21 protein-coding genes are annotated in these 17,171 nt (G+C 62.2%); 9 read left to right on the top strand and 12 right to left on the bottom strand.

What is annotated here, in order from left to right; genetic code table 11:
- The 7 genes from FHP89_RS19590 to FHP89_RS19620 form a co-directional block, all read right to left on the bottom strand.
- A partial coding sequence (locus FHP89_RS19590; RefSeq protein WP_186300824.1) for a zinc-ribbon domain-containing protein occupies positions 1-453 on the bottom strand: 453 nt, incomplete at its 3' end.
- Complete coding sequence (gene prmA / locus FHP89_RS19595; protein ID WP_144180068.1) at positions 453-1,340, bottom strand: 50S ribosomal protein L11 methyltransferase; 888 nt, start codon at positions 1,338-1,340, stop codon at positions 453-455. The genes FHP89_RS19590 and prmA, both read right to left, overlap by 1 nt.
- A 4-nt stretch (positions 1,341-1,344) precedes the next feature.
- Positions 1,345-2,697 (bottom strand): acetyl-CoA carboxylase biotin carboxylase subunit, encoded by a 1,353-nt coding sequence (accC, locus tag FHP89_RS19600; protein WP_144180071.1) that lies wholly within the window; start codon positions 2,695-2,697, stop codon positions 1,345-1,347.
- Between the two features lie 46 nt (positions 2,698-2,743).
- The gene (gene accB, locus FHP89_RS19605) at positions 2,744-3,202 is read right to left on the bottom strand and encodes an acetyl-CoA carboxylase biotin carboxyl carrier protein (protein ID WP_144180074.1); all 459 of its coding nucleotides are present in this window, start codon (positions 3,200-3,202) and stop codon (positions 2,744-2,746) included.
- Between the two features lie 37 nt (positions 3,203-3,239).
- Positions 3,240-3,731, bottom strand: a complete 492-nt coding sequence (gene aroQ, locus FHP89_RS19610) for a type II 3-dehydroquinate dehydratase (RefSeq protein ID WP_144180077.1) — start codon at positions 3,729-3,731, stop codon at positions 3,240-3,242.
- A gap of 55 nt (positions 3,732-3,786) precedes the next feature.
- Positions 3,787-4,362, bottom strand: coding sequence for a TlpA family protein disulfide reductase (locus FHP89_RS19615; RefSeq protein WP_144180080.1), 576 nt, complete (start codon positions 4,360-4,362; stop codon positions 3,787-3,789).
- The gene (locus tag FHP89_RS19620; RefSeq protein WP_144180083.1) at positions 4,359-4,952 is read right to left on the bottom strand and encodes a hypothetical protein; all 594 of its coding nucleotides are present in this window, start codon (positions 4,950-4,952) and stop codon (positions 4,359-4,361) included. The genes FHP89_RS19615 and FHP89_RS19620 overlap by 4 nt, the downstream gene beginning before the upstream one ends.
- Positions 4,953-5,090: 138 nt before the next feature.
- Between FHP89_RS19620 and mpl the strand changes: the two genes are divergently transcribed.
- On the top strand, positions 5,091-6,431 hold the full coding sequence (mpl, locus tag FHP89_RS19625) for a UDP-N-acetylmuramate:L-alanyl-gamma-D-glutamyl-meso-diaminopimelate ligase (RefSeq protein WP_144180086.1): 1,341 nt from the start codon (positions 5,091-5,093) through the stop codon (positions 6,429-6,431).
- Here mpl and FHP89_RS19630 read toward each other — a convergent pair.
- Genes FHP89_RS19630 through FHP89_RS19640 form a run of 3 tightly spaced genes read right to left on the bottom strand, consistent with a single transcriptional unit; the run spans position 6,428 to position 9,584 of the window.
- Positions 6,428-7,201 carry a hypothetical protein gene (locus tag FHP89_RS19630; protein ID WP_144180089.1) on the bottom strand — a complete coding sequence of 258 codons (774 nt, stop codon included), beginning with the start codon at positions 7,199-7,201 and terminating at the stop codon, positions 6,428-6,430. The genes mpl and FHP89_RS19630 overlap by 4 nt on opposite strands.
- Positions 7,202-7,206: 5 nt before the next feature.
- Positions 7,207-7,872 carry a lytic transglycosylase domain-containing protein gene (locus FHP89_RS19635; protein ID WP_144180092.1) on the bottom strand — a complete coding sequence of 222 codons (666 nt, stop codon included), beginning with the start codon at positions 7,870-7,872 and terminating at the stop codon, positions 7,207-7,209.
- Entirely contained in the window at positions 7,869-9,584 is a 1,716-nt protein-coding gene (locus tag FHP89_RS19640; protein ID WP_144180095.1) for a proline--tRNA ligase, read from the bottom strand. The genes FHP89_RS19635 and FHP89_RS19640 overlap by 4 nt, the downstream gene beginning before the upstream one ends.
- A gap of 160 nt (positions 9,585-9,744) precedes the next feature.
- Between FHP89_RS19640 and FHP89_RS19645 the strand changes: the two genes are divergently transcribed.
- The 4 genes from FHP89_RS19645 to coq7 all read left to right on the top strand — a co-directional run bounded on the left by FHP89_RS19645 (position 9,745) and on the right by coq7 (position 12,098).
- On the top strand, positions 9,745-10,260 hold the full coding sequence (locus FHP89_RS19645; protein WP_144180098.1) for an RNA pyrophosphohydrolase: 516 nt from the start codon (positions 9,745-9,747) through the stop codon (positions 10,258-10,260).
- Between the two features lie 63 nt (positions 10,261-10,323).
- Positions 10,324-10,926, top strand: coding sequence for a CBS domain-containing protein (locus FHP89_RS19650; protein ID WP_144180101.1), 603 nt, complete (start codon positions 10,324-10,326; stop codon positions 10,924-10,926).
- Positions 10,916-11,467, top strand: a complete 552-nt coding sequence (locus tag FHP89_RS19655; RefSeq protein WP_144180104.1) for a CNP1-like family protein — start codon at positions 10,916-10,918, stop codon at positions 11,465-11,467. Before FHP89_RS19650 ends, FHP89_RS19655 begins: the two co-directional genes overlap by 11 nt.
- A 10-nt stretch (positions 11,468-11,477) precedes the next feature.
- Complete coding sequence (gene coq7 / locus FHP89_RS19660; RefSeq protein ID WP_144180107.1) at positions 11,478-12,098, top strand: 2-polyprenyl-3-methyl-6-methoxy-1,4-benzoquinone monooxygenase; 621 nt, start codon at positions 11,478-11,480, stop codon at positions 12,096-12,098.
- Here the strand turns inward: coq7 and FHP89_RS19665 are convergent.
- The gene (locus tag FHP89_RS19665; RefSeq protein ID WP_144180110.1) at positions 12,086-12,520 is read right to left on the bottom strand and encodes an OsmC family protein; all 435 of its coding nucleotides are present in this window, start codon (positions 12,518-12,520) and stop codon (positions 12,086-12,088) included. The two genes, coq7 and FHP89_RS19665, sit on opposite strands and share 13 nt — an antisense overlap.
- Before the next feature lie 517 nt (positions 12,521-13,037).
- Between FHP89_RS19665 and rplM the strand changes: the two genes are divergently transcribed.
- From rplM to erpA, 3 genes are all read left to right on the top strand, one after another.
- Positions 13,038-13,466 carry a 50S ribosomal protein L13 gene (gene rplM, locus FHP89_RS19670; protein ID WP_144180141.1) on the top strand — a complete coding sequence of 143 codons (429 nt, stop codon included), beginning with the start codon at positions 13,038-13,040 and terminating at the stop codon, positions 13,464-13,466.
- Between the two features lie 14 nt (positions 13,467-13,480).
- The gene (gene rpsI, locus FHP89_RS19675) at positions 13,481-13,873 is read left to right on the top strand and encodes a 30S ribosomal protein S9 (RefSeq protein WP_144180113.1); all 393 of its coding nucleotides are present in this window, start codon (positions 13,481-13,483) and stop codon (positions 13,871-13,873) included.
- 172 nt (positions 13,874-14,045) lie between these two features.
- On the top strand, positions 14,046-14,399 hold the full coding sequence (erpA, locus tag FHP89_RS19680; protein ID WP_144180116.1) for an iron-sulfur cluster insertion protein ErpA: 354 nt from the start codon (positions 14,046-14,048) through the stop codon (positions 14,397-14,399).
- 83 nt (positions 14,400-14,482) lie between these two features.
- Here the strand turns inward: erpA and FHP89_RS19685 are convergent, their stop codons facing one another.
- Complete coding sequence (locus tag FHP89_RS19685) at positions 14,483-15,802, bottom strand: M23 family metallopeptidase (RefSeq protein ID WP_144180118.1); 1,320 nt, start codon at positions 15,800-15,802, stop codon at positions 14,483-14,485.
- A 78-nt stretch (positions 15,803-15,880) separates the two neighbouring features.
- On the opposite strand from FHP89_RS19685, the gene tyrS reads away from it, so the two are divergent.
- Positions 15,881-17,080 carry a tyrosine--tRNA ligase gene (tyrS, locus tag FHP89_RS19690; RefSeq protein ID WP_144180139.1) on the top strand — a complete coding sequence of 400 codons (1,200 nt, stop codon included), beginning with the start codon at positions 15,881-15,883 and terminating at the stop codon, positions 17,078-17,080.
- Positions 17,081-17,171: the final 91 nt, after the last annotated feature.

Below are 17,171 nucleotides of genomic sequence, written 5' to 3' on the forward strand. Positions count from 1 at the left end.
AGGTTCGGGCGCAGGTTCGGGCGCAGGTTCGGGCGCAGGTTCGGGCGCAGGTTCGGGCGCAGGTTCGGGCGCAGGTTCGGGCGCAGGTTCGGGCGCAGGTTCGGGCGCAGGTTCGGGCGCAGGTTCGGGCGCAGGTGCCGATGTCATATTTCCGCCGCCCCAGTGGAAAAGTGCGGCGGGTTGCTCTTCGCTGTGGCCGAGGCGGTCGGACTCTTGCGGTGGGGCGCGAAAACCGGTGGATTCGCCGGGGCGATCTTCAAGAATGAATACGGGGCTGCTCGCGGTCCGAAGGGGCGGCGGCGGTGTGATGGCGACAGCGGGGTCGCCTTCGAGCGTGTCGAGCGCGTTGAAGGTGTGGCGGCAATGCCCGCAGCGGACCATGCCCTGCCGTGCCCGGAGTTGTTCCGAGCTGATGCGGAACAGGGTCTGGCAGGCCGGGCAGCGGGTGCGCATCACGGTTTGGTGCCTTCCAGTCGGGCCCAGCCGTCGTGGGTTTTGCCGACCTTCAGCGCAATCCAGGGCGCGTAGGCATCGATGACTTGTTGGGTTTGTGTGTCGAGTACGCCCGACAGGGCGAGTTGCCCGCCGGGGGCGACATGCGCGCACAGCGCCGGGGCGAGGACGCACAACGGGTTGGTGAGAATGTTGGCGACCACCAGATCGAACTGATCGGTCAGTGGCTTGGCGGAGATCTGTAGTTCGATGTTGACCTGATTGCGTTCGGCGTTGTCGCGTGCGGCGTCGACGGCCTTTTCGTCGATATCGACGCCGGCAACTCGGCCGGCGCCGAGCCGTGATGCGGCAATGGCCAGAATGCCGGAGCCGCAGCCATAGTCGAGCACCGTGGCGCCGGGGGTGACGACCGCTTCGAGCCATTCCAGACACAGCTGGGTGGTCGGATGCGAACCCGTCCCGAAGGCCATGCCAGGGTCGAGCGCGATATTGATGGCGTCAGGATTCGGCGCTTCGTGCCAGGACGGGACAATCCACAGCCGATCGGTGATGCGGATCGGGTCGAACTGGGATTGCGTCAGCTGCACCCAGTTCTGTTCGGCGACGTCTTCGAGTGTGAAGGACGGTACCTGCTCGAAGCCGACTGCGCCCGATGCCCGCGCCAGTGCGCTGGTGATATCGGCGTTCTTGTCGAACAGGGCGAGCACGCGGCTGTGGTCCCACAGGCTGGCGGGCGCCATGCCGGGCTCGCCGAATTGCGGACGCTCGGCGTCGGTGCCAGCGTCGGCGTCTTCGATACTCACCGACAGCGCACCTTCGTCCATCAAGGCGTCGGAGAGTTGTTCGGCGCGGTTGGCGTCGGCCAGAATAGTGACGTTTATCCACATGCGATCAGGGCTTCTCGCGTTCGGCCAGGCGTTTTTCGAGATAGTGGATGCTGGTGCCACCTTCCATGAAGCGGGGGTCGCGCATCAGTTCCTGGTGCAGCGGCACATTGGACTTGATGCCGGCAATCACGGTCTCGGAGAGCGCGATCTGCATGCGGCGGATGGCCTGCTCACGCGTGTCGCCGTAGGTGATCAGCTTGCCGATCATTGAGTCGTAATGCGGCGGCACGGTGTAGCCGTTGTAGGCATGCGAGTCGACGCGCACGCCGGGGCCACCCGGCATGTGCCAGTTGGTGATGCGGCCGGGGCTGGGTGTGAACTTGAACGGGTCTTCGGCGTTGATGCGGCATTCGACGGCGTGGCCGGCGAAGCGGATGTCTTTCTGGTTGAGCCACAGCTTTTCGCCGGCGGCCACACGGATCTGCGCCTGCACGATGTCGACACCGGTAATGGCTTCTGTGACCGGGTGTTCGACCTGAACGCGGGTGTTCATCTCGATGAAGTAGAACTCGCCGTCTTCGTAGAGGAACTCGAAGGTGCCGGCGCCGCGATAGCCGATCTTGCGGCAGGCTTCAGCGCAACGTTCGCCGATCTTGGCGATCAGTTTGCGGTCGATGCCGGGCGCGGGTGCCTCTTCGATGACCTTCTGGTGGCGGCGTTGCATGGAGCAGTCGCGCTCACCGAGGTGCACCGCGTTGCCGTGAGCGTCGGCCATGATCTGGATTTCCACATGGCGCGGACGCTCCAGGTATTTTTCCATGTACACCACCGGGTTGCCGAAGGCCGATTGGGCCTCGGTCTTGGTGGTGGTGACGGCGTTGATGAGGGCTGCCTCGGTATGCACCACACGCATGCCACGACCGCCGCCGCCGCCCGCGGCCTTGATGATCACCGGATAGCCCACCGCGCGAGCGATCTTGACGACTTCTTTCGGGTCGTCGGGCAGGGCGCCGTCGGAGCCGGGCACGCAGGGCACACCGGCGGCTTTCATGGCGTCTTTGGCGGAGACCTTGTCACCCATCAGGCGGATGGTTTCGGGTCGCGGGCCGATGAAGACGAAACCGGATTGCTCGACGCGTTCGCCAAAGTCGGCGTTTTCGGAGAGAAAGCCGTAGCCCGGATGGATCGCTTCGGCGTCAGTGACTTCGGCGGCCGAAATGATGGCCGGGACATTGAGATAGCTTTGCGAGGAGGGCGCCGGGCCGATGCAGACGGACTCGTCGGCCAGCTTGACGTACTTGGCTTCGGTGTCGGCGGTGGAGTGAACGGCGACGGTGCGAACGCCCAGTTCGCGGCAAGCGCGCAGTACACGCAGGGCAATTTCGCCTCGGTTGGCGATGAGGATTTTATCGAACATGCCAGCGGGTCCAGTTGTGATGAGCGAGGAGATGAGTCATCCGGGCTTAGCCGATGATCATCAGCGGCTGGCCGAATTCGACCGGCTGGCCATTCTCGACCAGGATGGCTTTGATCACGCCGGCGGCGTCAGAGTCGATCTCGTTCATCAGCTTCATGGCTTCGATGATGCACAGCGCGTCGCCCACGGCAACGGTGTCGCCCACATTGGCGAAAGCGTCGCTGCCCGGCGAGGCGGCGCGGTAGAAGGTGCCCACCATCGGAGAGGTCAGCACATGGCCTGCCGGCAAGGTGCTCTCGGGGCCGGTCGAGTCCGTCGCGACGGCCGCTGCTGGCGCGGCCGCCACGGGGGCGGCATGTACGTTGTGCTGCACGGGCTGCGGGGCCGCATGCGAAAAGCTGTGTTTGGCGATTCTCACTTTTTCTTCGCCCTCGGTGACTTCCAGTTCGGAAATGCCCGATTCCTGGACGAGGTCGATCAGTTTCTTCAGCTTGCGCAGATCCATGAGGTTCTCCAGTAGATGCCGGCGGTTCGCCGGCGTCTTAATGTTGTGTCAGGCGCGCCAGGGCGAAATCGAGTGCGGCCAGGTAGCCATCGGCCCCCAGCCCACAGATCACGCCGACGGCTTGATCGGAAAAATACGAGTGATGGCGGAAGGCTTCCCGACTGTGGATGTTCGACAAATGCACTTCCACGTAGGGAATGGCCACGGCCGCCAGGGCGTCGCGCAGGGCGACGCTGGTGTGTGTGTAGCCCGCCGGATTGATGATGATGAAGTCGACGCCTTCCGTCGCGGCAGCCTGAACGCGGTCGATCAGCTCACCTTCGTGGTTGCTCTGAAAGGATTCGAGGCGGACGCTCGCCGCGCCTGCCCGGTTCAGCATGGCGGTATGGATGTCGGCCAGGGTGGTCCGACCATACACATCGGGTTCGCGAGAGCCCAGAAGGTTGAGATTCGGCCCGTGCAGTACGAGCACGAGCGCTTGGTCAGATGGCGGCTGTTGCGCCCCTTTTTTGCGATTTCTCGGCGTCATGTCGGCAAGTTTGCCGCATTTCGCAACATTTTGTCCAGCGGCGGACGCATGTTGCTCACGGAAGCAGCGCCGAGATTTTGCCTTCCAGATCCGATTTGCTCAAGCCCCCGACCGACAGGTGGCGGATCTGGCCCTGGCGATCGAGGATGACGGTAAAGGGCAGCGCGCCGGCCGGGTTGCCGAGTTTGGCGGCCAGATCGACCGTCGACCCGTCGCCGATCAGCAAGGGGTAGGGCACCTTCATTTCATCGCGAAACGCGGCGACGCGTTCGGGCGTATCCAGGCTCAGGCCGACGAAGCGGACGCCGCGCGCATGGTAGCGCACGGACACATCGCTGAAGTCGGGGATCTCCTTGCGGCAGGGCGGACACCAGGTGGCCCAGAAGTTGGCGACGACGATGTTGTCTTTCAGTTCGCTCAGCGCGTGCATCTTGCCGTCGGCGTCCGGCAAGGCGGTGGCCAGCAGGCGTGCGCCTTCGGTGGGGGCCACGGTGTCGGGGCTGCTGGGGCTGGACGCGCTGGCCAGCGGACGGATGATGGCGGGTGTGGTGTTGCGGCTGGTCCAGTAACCGAGCGCGCCAGCGGCGATGGCGACCAGGACGATGAGTGCGGACTGCGGGAGTCGGATCATGGTTGGGGGATGGACTCCGCCAGCAGGCGTTGGACGGCGTCGAGGCGAGCGCGGTCGGTGTGGCTGCGGCGCTCGGCGCGGGCGTCGTAGACCGACAGGCGCACCGGCACCTCGTTCCAGTCGAACACCAGAATGGCTTCGGGCGGTTCGTGGGTGAGCCGGCGCGGCTCGCGGTGTTCGTAGCGGATGTCCTGGTTCAGAAAGAAAATCTCGACATCCTTGGCGCTGTCGGCGAAGGCTTCGATGTCGATTTCGGCGTACCGCCCGGCGGTGCCGTCGAGCACCGCGCCGGTGAGATAGGCGCGAAAAGGCGCCAGCAGCTGGAGGACCTCGACGGCGGCACAGCGCATGGCGTAGAGGCGCTCGGCGTGTTCGTCGTCCTGGTAAATCGACTGGTATTCACGCAGCGCCGCTTCGATTTCGGCGTTGGTGGGCAGCGTGTCGGCGTCGGTGGCGCCGAGCTGGCGGGCGGCCTTGCGCTTGGCAAAGCCAAAGTCCTGAACGCCGTCCTCGGCCATCATGCGCGCGGCAAGCGCGGAGATTTCCTGACGCAGGTGACCGGTCCGTGACCCTGAGTGTCGGCTTGACATGCGCGGCTCCCTGATCGCCATCGGTTAGAATCTCTGGCCTTGTGAATCCTGACGGCGTGGCCAGACGGAACAGACCAGCACATTCTACACGTCCGGATGACAGACCGCTTTTTGCGGACGCCCGGCGCGGGAGCTTTCATGCACATCCATATTCTCGGCATTTGCGGCACCTTCATGGGCGGGGTTGCCCTCCTGGCGCGGGCCGCCGGCCATACCGTGACCGGCTGTGATGCCAACGTCTACCCGCCGATGAGCACGCAGCTCGAAGCCGAGGGCATTGCGCTGACCTCAGGCTACGAGGCCTCGCAGATGGCGCTCGCGCCGGATGTCTATGTGGTCGGCAATGCGATTTCGCGCGGCAACCCGCTGCTTGAAGCGATTCTCGATGCCGGCGCGCCGTATGTGTCGGGCCCGCAGTGGCTGGCCGACCATGTGCTGCGTGACAAATGGGTGCTGGGCGTGGCCGGCACGCATGGCAAGACCACGACGGCGTCCTTGCTGGCCTGGATGCTGGAAGATGGCGGGCTGAATCCGGGTTTTCTGATTGGCGGGGTGCCGAAAAACTTCGGTGTGTCGGCGAGGCTGACCGACTCACCGTTTTTTGTGATCGAGGCGGACGAGTACGACACGGCCTTCTGCGACAAGCGCTCCAAGTTTGTGCACTACCGGCCGCGCACGGCGATTCTCAACAATCTGGAGTTCGATCACGCGGACATCTTCGCGGATCTGGCAGCGATCGAGACGCAGTTTCATCACCTGGTGCGGATCATGCCGGCCACCGGCCGGATCGTAGCCAACGCCGAGGCCGAGGCGCTGGCGCGGGTGATCGACCGCGGTTGCTGGTCGGAGCTGGAGCGGTTCAACGGCCCGGACGGCTGGCAGGCGACGATGGATGAGGCCGGCGTGGCGCAGTTTGCGCTGGCCGGGAAGGATCTCGGATCGGTGGCGACGCCGATGGCTGGCACGCACAACCTCAGCAACGCGTTGGCTGCGGTCGCCGCGGCGCGACATGTGGGCGTTCCGCCGGCGGCCGCGATTGCCGCGCTCAGCCGTTTTGAAGGCGTGCGCCGCCGGCTGGAAGTGCGCGGCGTGGTCAAGGGCGTGACGGTGTATGACGATTTCGCTCATCACCCCACGGCGATCGAACTGACGATCTCCGGCCTGCGCAAGCGGGTGAAGGGCGGGCGGATTCTGGCGATTCTCGAGCCGCGCTCGAACACCATGAAGCTGGGCGTGATGAAGGCGCTATTGCCCGAGAGCCTGGCCGGCGCCGACGCGGTGCTGTGTTACTGCGGCGGTGTCGATTGGGATGTGTCGGGCGCGCTGGCGCCGCTGGGCGAGGCGGTGCAGTGCTTTGACGAAGTGTCAGCGCTGGTCAGTGCGGCCGTTGCCGCGGCCGAGCCGGGCGATCACTTGCTGGTGATGAGTAACGGCGGCTTTGGCGGCATTCACGAAAAACTGCTCGCCGCCCTGGCTTAAGGCGTGCGCAGCCAGCCGATCTCGGCGGCGGTGATTGGCCCGACGAGCACATAGCGCAGGCTGACCGGGACGTCTGCGCGCTCCGGCGTCAGCGGAATGCGCCCGGCCATGATCTCGGCCCGGGTCTGCGGGGTGGCGGGACGCTGATCGGGGTCGGCATAGCCGTCGGGGAAGCGCGGCATCAGCGTGGCGGGATCGTATTTGTCGGTGGCGCCCACGGTGTGCAGCATTTCGTGAGCGATCACCATCAGGTTGCCGCCGTGATCAACCCGGCTGGCAAACACATTGGCCAGCCCGATCAGGCCTTTCTCCAGCCCGACCGAGTGTTGCACCGAGGCCTGCAATGCCGGGTCGTGATACTGCACAAACAGACGCACGTCCGGTCGCGGGCCGGGGCTGTCGTCGTTGCGCCAGGCCCAGTGGCGCATTTGCAAACTCCACACGATGGCCTCCCAGGCGCTGGGGTGGCGCAGGGGCTGCGGCGGCAGGCTTTGGCGAGGCGGCGCCAGGGTGATGGCAAGCGGTTTGAGCGTATTGATGCCGTATCGCTGCGCCTCGCTGCCGAGCCATTCGGCGATCGGTTCGAAATCGCGTGGGCCGAGTTGTGCGATGTGGCGGGCGGTGGCGTCGCGGCCGTCGGCGTTGATCGGGTAGATCGTCACATGCAGCGTATTGATCCACGACGTCGCGCGGCTTTGGGCGCGCCAGGCGCCGAGCGCGACGGTGGCCAGAACAATCAGCAGCAAAGCGATACGCAGCGCTTTCCACACAGGGGTTAGCGCCGTGCGTCGGGCAGGTTGGCGGCGGTGATCAGCTCGGGCGGCGGCTGGTAGGCCCAGCGCTGCCAGGCGGCGTGCACCTTGTTGGGGTAGTCCGCTTTGCCGAGGCTGCCGTTGTAGCGGCCCAGTGCACGGAAGAGGTCGCCTTTTTCGATATCCAGATAGTGGCGCAGGATGGTGCAGCCGTAGCGCAGGTTGGTACGCAGGTGGAAGAGGTTGTCTTCGCTCTGCGCGAGCAGCTTGGACCAGAAGGGCATGATCTGCATGTAGCCGCGTGCGCCGGCCGATGAGACGGCGTATTTGCGGAAATTGCTCTCGACCTGAATCAGCCCGAGCACCAGTTGCGGGTCGAGCCCGGCGCGGGTGGCTTCGTAGTGCACCGATAGCAGCAGGTCGTTGCGATAGCGCGCGTCGGGGATGCGCTTGGCGAGTTGGCGACTCATCTCGCCGAGCCAGTGATCACGTAGCGCATGGCTGGCAAAAATGGGCTGGCGCGGGGCGCGATCGCTGACCGCGCCCTGCAGCGATGCCTGCACACTGGCCGACAGCGGTTCGTACTGTTGCTGCCCGGCCTGCGCGCCTTGCATGCCCGCCAGCGTCACCAGCGAGACAATCGCGGTGGCGCCGAGCAGGCGGCGAAGCGGGCGGGCCGGTGTCGTCATGCGGACAGTTTCTCGTGCACGAAGGCGGCCAGTTCGGCGACGGGCACGGCGGTGGCGCTGGCGTCGCGACGGCCTTGGTATTCGGCCGAGCCTTCCTTCAGGCCGCGGTCGCCAATGACCACGCGATGCGGCACGCCGATCAGCTCCCAGTCGGCAAACATCACGCCGGGGCGCTCGTTGCGGTCATCGAGGATGACATCCACGCCGGCCTCGCTCAGCTCGGTGTACAGCGCCTGGGCGGCTTCGCGCACGGCGTCGGATTTGCTCCAGCCAACCGGGCAGATGACCAGCTGGAAGGGCGCAATCGCGCTCGGCCAGATAATGCCGCGCTCGTCGTTGTTCTGTTCGATGGCGGCGCCGAGAATGCGCGAGACGCCGATGCCGTAGCAACCCATCTCCATGGGCTGTTCGCGACCGTTTTCGTCGAGGAATCGCGCGCCCATGGCTTCTGCGTATTTGGTGCGCAGCTGGAAGATGTGGCCGACCTCGATGCCGCGGCACAGCGCGAGCGTGCCCTTGCCGTCGGGCGAGGGGTCGCCAGCGACGACGTTGCGCAGATCGACGATCTCGGGGCCGGGGAAGTCGCGGCCGATGTTGGCGCCGGTGTAGTGGTAGTCGTCTTCGTTGGCGCCAATGACAAAGTCGCTCATCGCGGCGACGCTGCGGTCCATGATCACGCGGCCGGTGAAGCCGACCGGGCCGAGCGAACCCGGATTCGCGCCGAATGCGGTGGCAATGGCTTCGGGCGTGGCGAAGGTGAGCGGCGACTTGATGCCCTCGAGGTTCTGCGCCTTGATCTCGTTGAGCTCATGGTCGCCGCGCAGCAGCATCAGCACGGCCTTGGGTACTTCGTCATCGGACTCGACGACGATGGCTTTGACGGTTTGCGTGTCGGGAATGTTCAGGAAGGCGGCCAGATCGGCGATGGTCTTGACGCCCGGCGTGTGGATCTTTGTGAGCGCTTCGGTGGCCACGCCGTGTACGGTGCTGCCGGGCTGCGCTTCGGCCAGTTCGACGTTGGCGGCGTAGTCGGAGTCGGGGCAGTAGGCGATATCGTCTTCGCCGGTTTCGGCAATCACGTGGAATTCGTGCGAACCGGTGCCGCCAATCGAGCCGGTGTCGGCCGCGACGGCGCGGAACTCCAGGCCGATGCGGGTGAAGATGCGCGTATAGGTGGCGTACATGTTGTTGTACTCGCGCACCAGATCGTCGAAGCTGCTGTGGAAGGAGTAACCGTCTTTCATCAGGAACTCACGCCCGCGCATGACGCCGAAGCGGGGACGGATCTCGTCGCGGAACTTGGTCTGCACCTGATAGAAGTGCTTGGGCAGCTGCTTGTAGCTGCGGATGTCGCGCCGGGCGATGTCGGTGATGACCTCTTCGTGCGTGGGGCCGATCACGAAGTCGCGATCATGGCGATCCTTGAAGCGCAGCAATTCCGGGCCGTAATGCGTGGCACGGCCGGACTCTTCCCACAGCTCGGCAGGTTGCACAGCAGGCATCAGCACTTCGAGGGCGCCGGCGCGGTTCATTTCTTCTCGCACGATGTTTTCGACTTTACGCAAGGCTTTCAGTCCCAGCGGCATCCAGCTGTAGATGCCGGCAGCGGTTTTTTTGATCAGGCCGGCGCGCAGCATCAGCTTCTGACTGGTTACTTCGGCGTCAGAGGGGGCTTCCTTGAGCGTGGAGATGAAATAGTGCGAGGCGCGCATGGGTCGAATTCCGCAATAAAGGTGGTATCAAAGGCAGTGATTCTACCGTAGCCCATTCCGTCATCGACAGCAGTGGCGTGAATCGTGCTGTGCGCCTGCTTTCAATGCCGCAGGAAGTGTGGAAAAATCGCTATCAACTCAGACAATTTAAGGTTCCATCATGCTCGATCGTGAAGGCTATCGCCCGAACGTCGGCATCATTCTGGTCAACCATCGGGACGAGGTCTTTTGGGGTAAGCGTATTCGGGAGCATTCCTGGCAGTTTCCGCAAGGTGGTATCAAGCACGGCGAATCGCCGGAGCAGGCCATGTTTCGAGAACTCCATGAGGAAGTCGGTCTGCATCCCGAGCATGTCAAAATCCTTGGCCGAACCCGTGGCTGGCTCAAGTATGACGTGCCCAAACACTGGATCAAACGCCAGTGGAGAGACACGTATCGCGGGCAGAAACAGATCTGGTTTCTGCTCCGGCTGGTCGGCCGCGATACGGACGTCTGCCTGCGGGCATGCAGTCATCCAGAATTCGATGCCTGGCGCTGGAGTGATTATTGGGTGCCGCTCGACACGGTGATTGAGTTCAAGCGAGGGGTTTACCAGCAGGCGCTCAAGGAATTGTCCGACCTGCTATCGCGCCAGCGGCACATGCCGCAGAACCGGTCGCCCGATCCGATGGTCTGACGTCGGGAGCAGTCCATGCTCCCGTGATCGCCTGATCACGGCTCGCGACCTAAGGAGGAGACGATGGATCAGACCCAGAACAATACCAATCCGCTGCCTGCCATCCGCTTGGGAGACGTTGTCTACCAGGTGCCCGAGCCCGGCGTGCCTCGACGGGTGAGCGCGCGCTCATCGGCCGTGGAAGTCATGACCGATCTTCATCGGGTGCCGGCGGCGACCATCCCCGCCGGAATGAATCTCGATGATGCGCGTCAGGCCATGATTCTGCGTGGCGTGCGCATGCTGCTCGTGACCGATGATCGCCGCGCGGTCAAAGGGCTGGTCACGGCCAGCGATCTGCTTGGCGAGCAGCCTGTGATGGTGGCGCAAAGCCGTGCGGTGGCGGTGGCCGATCTGACGATCGCCGATATCATGACCCGCGTCGATGCGGTCGAGGCGTTCGCGCTTCGTGATGTGCTCAATGCCCATGTTGGCGATGTCGTGAGCGCGCTGCGCTTGCTTGGACGACAGCACGCGCTGGTGGTCGAGCCGGGCGAGGCCGGTCTGCCAGCACATATTCGGGGGGTGTTTTCGGCGTCGCAAATAGCACGGCAGCTGGGGATTCCGCCCTTCGTGGGTGAGGTCGCCCGCACGTTTGCCGAAATTGAGGCCGCCATTGGGGCGTAGCCAGTCAAAGGGAGAATGCATGCACGCGAAGCAGTTTGTGCGCGTAGCGAGCGCGGTCGTGGTGGCTGCGCTTGCCGGATGTACCATCAACGGGCCAGTGCGTGAGTGGCAAGACCCCAATGAAATCGTGAAATGGGATGAAGCAGACGTTGTTTTGCCGACGGCGATGCCCGTTGAAGCCGATTTGATCGAATTCGATGTGCGTCGCCGCGGGCAGGGGAGCTTCTTTGTGGATGGCGCCCATGTCGAAATTGGCAAGGATGGTGTGACGCGATTGCCTTTGGTGACGCGATCGACCCGCGGTGCGGTATCGGTTACCTACGAGGGGTTCCGGTGCGCTACGGGCGAAAACCGTCTGTATGCCATCGCGGCGGAGGGCGAGTGGTCGGCGCCCAAGGTGAACCCGTGGCGTCCGGTGGGCAACAGCAGTTTCGAGCCTAAAAGCGTGTTGATGCAGGATTTTCTGTGTCATGGCACGACGCCGCTGCAAGCCAGGGATGTCATCCAGAAGCTGCGTTTTCCGCCAACCGACTGGCGATGAGCGCGCCGTCATGATCGATGCACTGATTCTTCACGTCGACCGCGCCTTGCGAACCGTTTTTGCGCCGGCGACCAGCCAGCGCCCTTTGCCCGGGGCCGATCTGCCTGAGCCCATGCTGGCAGATGCCGATCGTCAACGCGCCGCGGCGTTGATGCGGATCAACCACGTTGGTGAGATCTGCGCGCAAGCGCTGTATCAAGGACAGGCGCTGATGTCACGCCAGCCAGAGGTGACGCTCGCGCTGCGTCAGGCGGCCGATGAGGAGACCGAGCATTTGGCCTGGACCGAGCACCGCATCCGTGAGCTTGGTGGGCGCAAGAGCCTGCTGAATCCGCTCTGGTACGGCGGTGCGCTGACCATTGGTGTGCTCGCGGGCAAGTTCGGCGAAGCGTGGAATCTCGGCTTTCTCGCCGAGACTGAGCGTCAGGTGGCGTCGCACTTGAAGTCGCACCTGACGCAACTCCCCGACGAGGATGCCCGCTCACGCGCCATCGTGACGCAGATGATGATCGATGAGGGCGAGCATGCCGACAAGGCGCTCGCGCTCGGCGGCGCGCCCCTGCCGTCAATGGTTTGCGCGGCGATGCGCGGGGCATCGCGCGTGATGACGACAACCGCCTATTGGGTCTGATCCACGCTTGGGTCGACGATCTCCCAAGTGTGGCTGACCTCCGCCGTCATGCCGAGCATGATCGACGCTGAGCAGTATTTTTCTGCAGACATGTGGATGGCGCGTTCGACCGCGCTTGCCTTGAGGCCGGCTCCAGTGACGATGTAGTGATAGTGGAGGCGCGTGAAGACCTTCGGGTCGGTGTCAGCACGGTCAGCCTGAATCTTCACCTGGCAGTCCGAGACGGGGTGGCGCCCGCGCTTGAGGATAAGCATCACGTCAAACGCCGTGCAGCCGCCCGCGCCCACCAACAGCATTTCCATGGGGCGAGGCGCGAGATTACGGCCGCCCGCTTCGGGGGCGCCGTCCATGACCACGGTGTGCCCGCTGCCGGTCTCGGCGAGAAAGCTCGCGTCTCCAACCCATTTCACTACGCATTCCATGCCTCGATTCCTTCTGATGTCATTGCGGTGGCTTGCGATGCCCCGCATTCTGAGAGCGCAATTCTAGCAACTGCGTGGCAGGGCGCCGAGCCGTCGCGTGCTGCGATGCACAAATCGCCGCTCGGTTTTTTTCGGCGCGAGCGCCAGTTGAGCCCGGTCGTTCATGAAACGCCTGCAGCCAGCGGGTTTAATGGTGATAAATATTGTTTATAGTGCGATCGAAACATTTATGACGCATTGCACAAAAAAGGCTTGCAGAGGGGGGGTGTGATGAAGATAATTGGAACCGTTCGAGATTGATGTGTGCCAGCGGCGCCCGATCTCCAGATTGTCTCCTCCACCCTCCTCCTTTGGTGTGGATTTAACGCAGCCTACCCGGCTGCGTTTTTTTTGCCTGCAATCCGTCGCAAGGACGAAAAATATCATTGACACTTGTCTGGTGGCTCGTTTAGGATTGGCGGCTTTCTATTCGGTGGCCGTCGAGACAGAAGGCCTGACGAGAAAACAAGGAACAAACATGAAAACCTTCTCTGCCAAGCCGCATGAAGTTCAGCGGGGCTGGTTCGTCGTCGATGCGACGGACAAAGTGCTTGGCCGTCTCGCTGCCGAGGTGGCCCGTCGCCTGCGCGGTAAGCACAAGCCGATCTTTACGCCTCACGTGGACACCGGCGATTTCATCGTGGTCGTCAACGTGGACAAGCTTCGTGTCACCGGCAACAAAGCCGAAGACAAGAAGTACTACCGCCACTCGGGTTATCCCGGTGGCCTGTACGAAACCAGCTTTTCCAAGCTGCAGCAGCGCAAGCCCGGTCGCGTGCTTGAACTCGCCGTCAAAGGCATGCTGCCGAAAGGTCCGCTGGGTTACGCAATGCTGAAAAAGCTCAAGTGCTATGCCGGTACCGAGCATCCGCATACGGCTCAGCAGCCGCAAGTTCTCGACATCTAAGCAGGAGCCTCCAAATGGCTGTGACCTATAACTACGGCACGGGGCGTCGCAAGAGTGCGGTGGCGCGTGTTTTCATCAAGGCTGGCAGTGGCAACATTGTTGTCAACGGCAAGCCGGTAGACCAATTCTTCTCCCGCGAAACGGGCCGCATGATTGTGCGCCAACCGCTGGTTCTGACGAGCAACGAAACCACTTTCGACATCATGGTGAATGTCGATGGCGGCGGTGAGTCGGGTCAGGCCGGTGCGGTTCGTCACGGCATTACGCGTGCGCTGATCGACTACAACCCCGAGTTGAAGGGTGATCTTCGCCGCGCTGGTTTCGTGACACGCGATGCACGTGAAGTCGAACGTAAGAAAGTCGGCTTCCACAAGGCTCGTCGCCGGAAGCAGTTCTCGAAGCGTTAATCGTTTCGGGTCCACAAGAGCCGCCTTTGGGCGGCTTTTGTCATTGTGGCCGACTGTTTTTTCAGTGGTTGCGCACGCTGGCGGAACTCTTGCCGATGCGCTACCGTCTACATACTGCTAGAAGGTTTAGGCGCATGCTTCGCGCCAGGCCTCAACATCCCCGGGAGAGATAATGGAAGCAACTGCGACTGACTTGGGTGATCTTTTGGTCTTCACCGACAGTGCGGCCAACAAGGTTAAGGAACTGATTGAAGAAGAGGGTAACGAGGCCTTGAAGCTTCGTGTCTTTGTGAGTGGCGGCGGCTGCTCCGGATTCCAGTACGGCTTCACCTTTGATGAGGAGGTGGCTGAAGACGACACCGCGATGGTAAAGAACGGTGTGACCCTGTTGGTTGATCCGATGAGCTACCAGTATCTGGTGGGCGCCGAGATTGACTATTCAGAAGGTCTTGAAGGGGCGCAGTTCGTCATTCGCAACCCGAATGCCTCAACAACCTGCGGCTGCGGATCCTCCTTCTCTGTGTAATCCTCGCAAGCAAGGTTTGTAAACCACGTCGGGCCTGCCGTTGAACAAACGGCAGGCCCGACGTGTTTGGTGCCTTGTGTGGCTTAGTTGATTTCGCGCTCGGGGTTCAGGAGCTCGATGCGCTTACGGTACATCTGGGTTGCAGTATTGAACGCCACAAGCTCCGACTTCGAGAGCGGATTGGCCGTTGGCAGCGCAATCGACATCGGGTCTTTGGCAGTATCACTGACGCGGAATTCGTAGTGCAGGTGAGGGCCGGTCGCCCAGCCCGTCTGACCAACATAGCCGATGATATCGCCTTGGGTGACGGCAGCGCCTTTGCGCAATCCACTCGCGAAGCCTTTCATGTGCGCGTAGAGCGTCGTGATCTTGTCGCGGTGGCGGATGATGACCACCTTGCCGTAGCCGCCTTTTGTGCCGACGAAATCGACGGTGCCGTTGGATGTTGCCTTGATGGCGCTGCCGGACGGTGCGCCAAAGTCCACACCCTTGTGCTGGCGCCATTTCTTCAGGATCGGATGGAAGCGCTGCGAGAAGCCTGAGGTGACGCGTGTAAATTCCAGCGGGAAGCGCAGGAAGGCCTGTTTCAGGCTGCGCCCGTCTTCCGAGTAATAGTCCTCGCGGCCGTCTTTATCCCGATACAAAACGACTGCATGCCTCCGCCCCTGGTTGACGAACTCGGCGGCGAGAACGCGGCCGATGCCACTCTGGCGGCCGTCTTCGTTGACGAGCGTTTCGTAGACGACGCTAAAGCGGTCGCCTTTGCGCAGATCGGTCCGAAAATCGATTTCCGTGCCGAAGAGATCTGCCAGGCGCGTGGCGACTGCGTCCGGGAGTCCGGCGGCTTCTGTCGCACCAAATAGCGAGTGCCGAATCGTGCCGCTTCGCATCTCGACAATGCTGGTCAGCGCTTTCTGATCCGACTTTGCCTTAAACGTGGCGCCGTCGCGTTCCAGTGCGAAGACATCCTCGCCTCGTGTCTGGGGGAGTGTCAGTTCAATGAGGCTGCCGTCGGGTGCCACGGTTGCTGTGACAGTCTTGCCGGCGCGCAATTGCCTGAGGGCCTGGCGGCCTTCGTCGCTTTTACGCATGAAGCGGCTGGCTTCTGCATCGTTGACGCCAAGCCGCTGAAAGATTGTTTCAAGGGTGTCGCCGCGGCGTACACGGTCTTCATGTACAAATGGCAGGTCACTGCTGGCGGCAATGCTGAACTGTGGTGTACCGAGCGTTTCGGTGATTGTCTGGGTTGAAACATTGGCCGTTTGGTTGGGCGCGACCGCGGTGGCGGCGACAACCGTAAGCGAAAGCGCTCCGACGACACCGACCGAGAGCCAGCGACGCGACAGCTTTGGCGCGCGTTGATCGGCCCGATCGGCTAGAATTTTGGACTTTCGGATAAGCATGACGTCCCCGGCGACAAATTTTTTCGAGTCTAGCAAAAAGCGTATCGGCTCGATACACCAAAACTGTAAGGTGGTTGGATGAGTGATGTAAGTGCAGCGCTTGAGTTGATCAAGCGAGGGGCTGATGAGCTTCTTGTTGAGTCGGAGATGGTTGCAAAACTGCAGGCCGGCCGGCCCCTCAGGATCAAGGCCGGCTTCGACCCAACCGCACCAGACCTGCATCTGGGGCATACGGTGTTATTGAACAAGCTTCGCCATTTTCAGGAGTTGGGGCATCACGTCATGTTCCTGATTGGCGATTTCACCGGAATGATTGGCGATCCCAGCGGTAAGAACGCGACCCGCCCGCCATTGTCTCGCGAGCAGATTCTCGAAAATGCGCGCACATATGAGGCGCAGGTATACAAGGTGCTCGATCCGGCACGTACCGAGGTTTGTTTCAATTCTGCCTGGATGAATGATCTGGGCGCTGCGGGCATGCTCCGGCTCTCATCGCACTACACCGTTGCGCGCATGTTGGAGCGAGATGACTTCTCGAAGCGCTACGCGAACAATCAATCGATTGCCGTGCATGAATTTCTCTACCCGCTTTGCCAAGGCTATGACTCGGTTGCGATGAAGTCAGACGTCGAGCTCGGCGGCACGGACCAGAAATTCAATCTCCTGGTCGGACGCGAGTTGCAGAAAGACTACGGCCAGGCGCCCCAGTGTGTCTTGATGATGCCGCTACTTGAAGGCCTGGACGGCGTTAATAAAATGTCCAAGTCGCTCGGTAACTACATCGGTATCGATGAGTCGCCTTCGGAGATCTTCGGTAAGTTGATGTCGATTTCCGATGTTTTGATGTGGCGTTACTTTGAGCTGCTGTCGTTTCGCTCGGCAGTGGAGATCTCGAAGTTGCGTGATGACGTCGATGGCGGTCGTAACCCGCGGGATGTGAAGGTCGAACTCGCCAAAGAGCTCGTGGCAAGGTTCCATGATGCTGCGTCGGCCGTTGCCGCGCATGACGAGTTTGAAGCTCGGTTCCAGCGAGGCGTGTTGCCGGAGGATATGCCCGAAGTGGTGATCGCCTCGGAGGGTGGGGAGTGCTTGCTTGTGCACGCATTGAAACAGGCGGGCCTTACTGCAAGCACGTCTGAGGCCCTGCGTATGATCCAGCAAGGTGCGGTTCGCCTGGATGGCGAGAAGGTTCAGAGTAAAGAGGTTGCATTGCCGGTTGGAGCGCGCGTTGTAGTGCAGGTTGGCAAGCGTCGTTTTTCGCGTCTGGAAATAAAGTAGCGTTTGGGTGTTGACAGGTTTTTTGTGGTGTCTATAATTCGCACCTCGCTTGAACGCAAACGCGTTTTGAGCGGCCCCTGAAGGAGTCGGA

The organism is Denitromonas ohlonensis, from assembly GCF_007625205.1.
Classification (GTDB): Bacteria; Pseudomonadota; Gammaproteobacteria; order Burkholderiales; family Rhodocyclaceae; genus Nitrogeniibacter; species Nitrogeniibacter ohlonensis.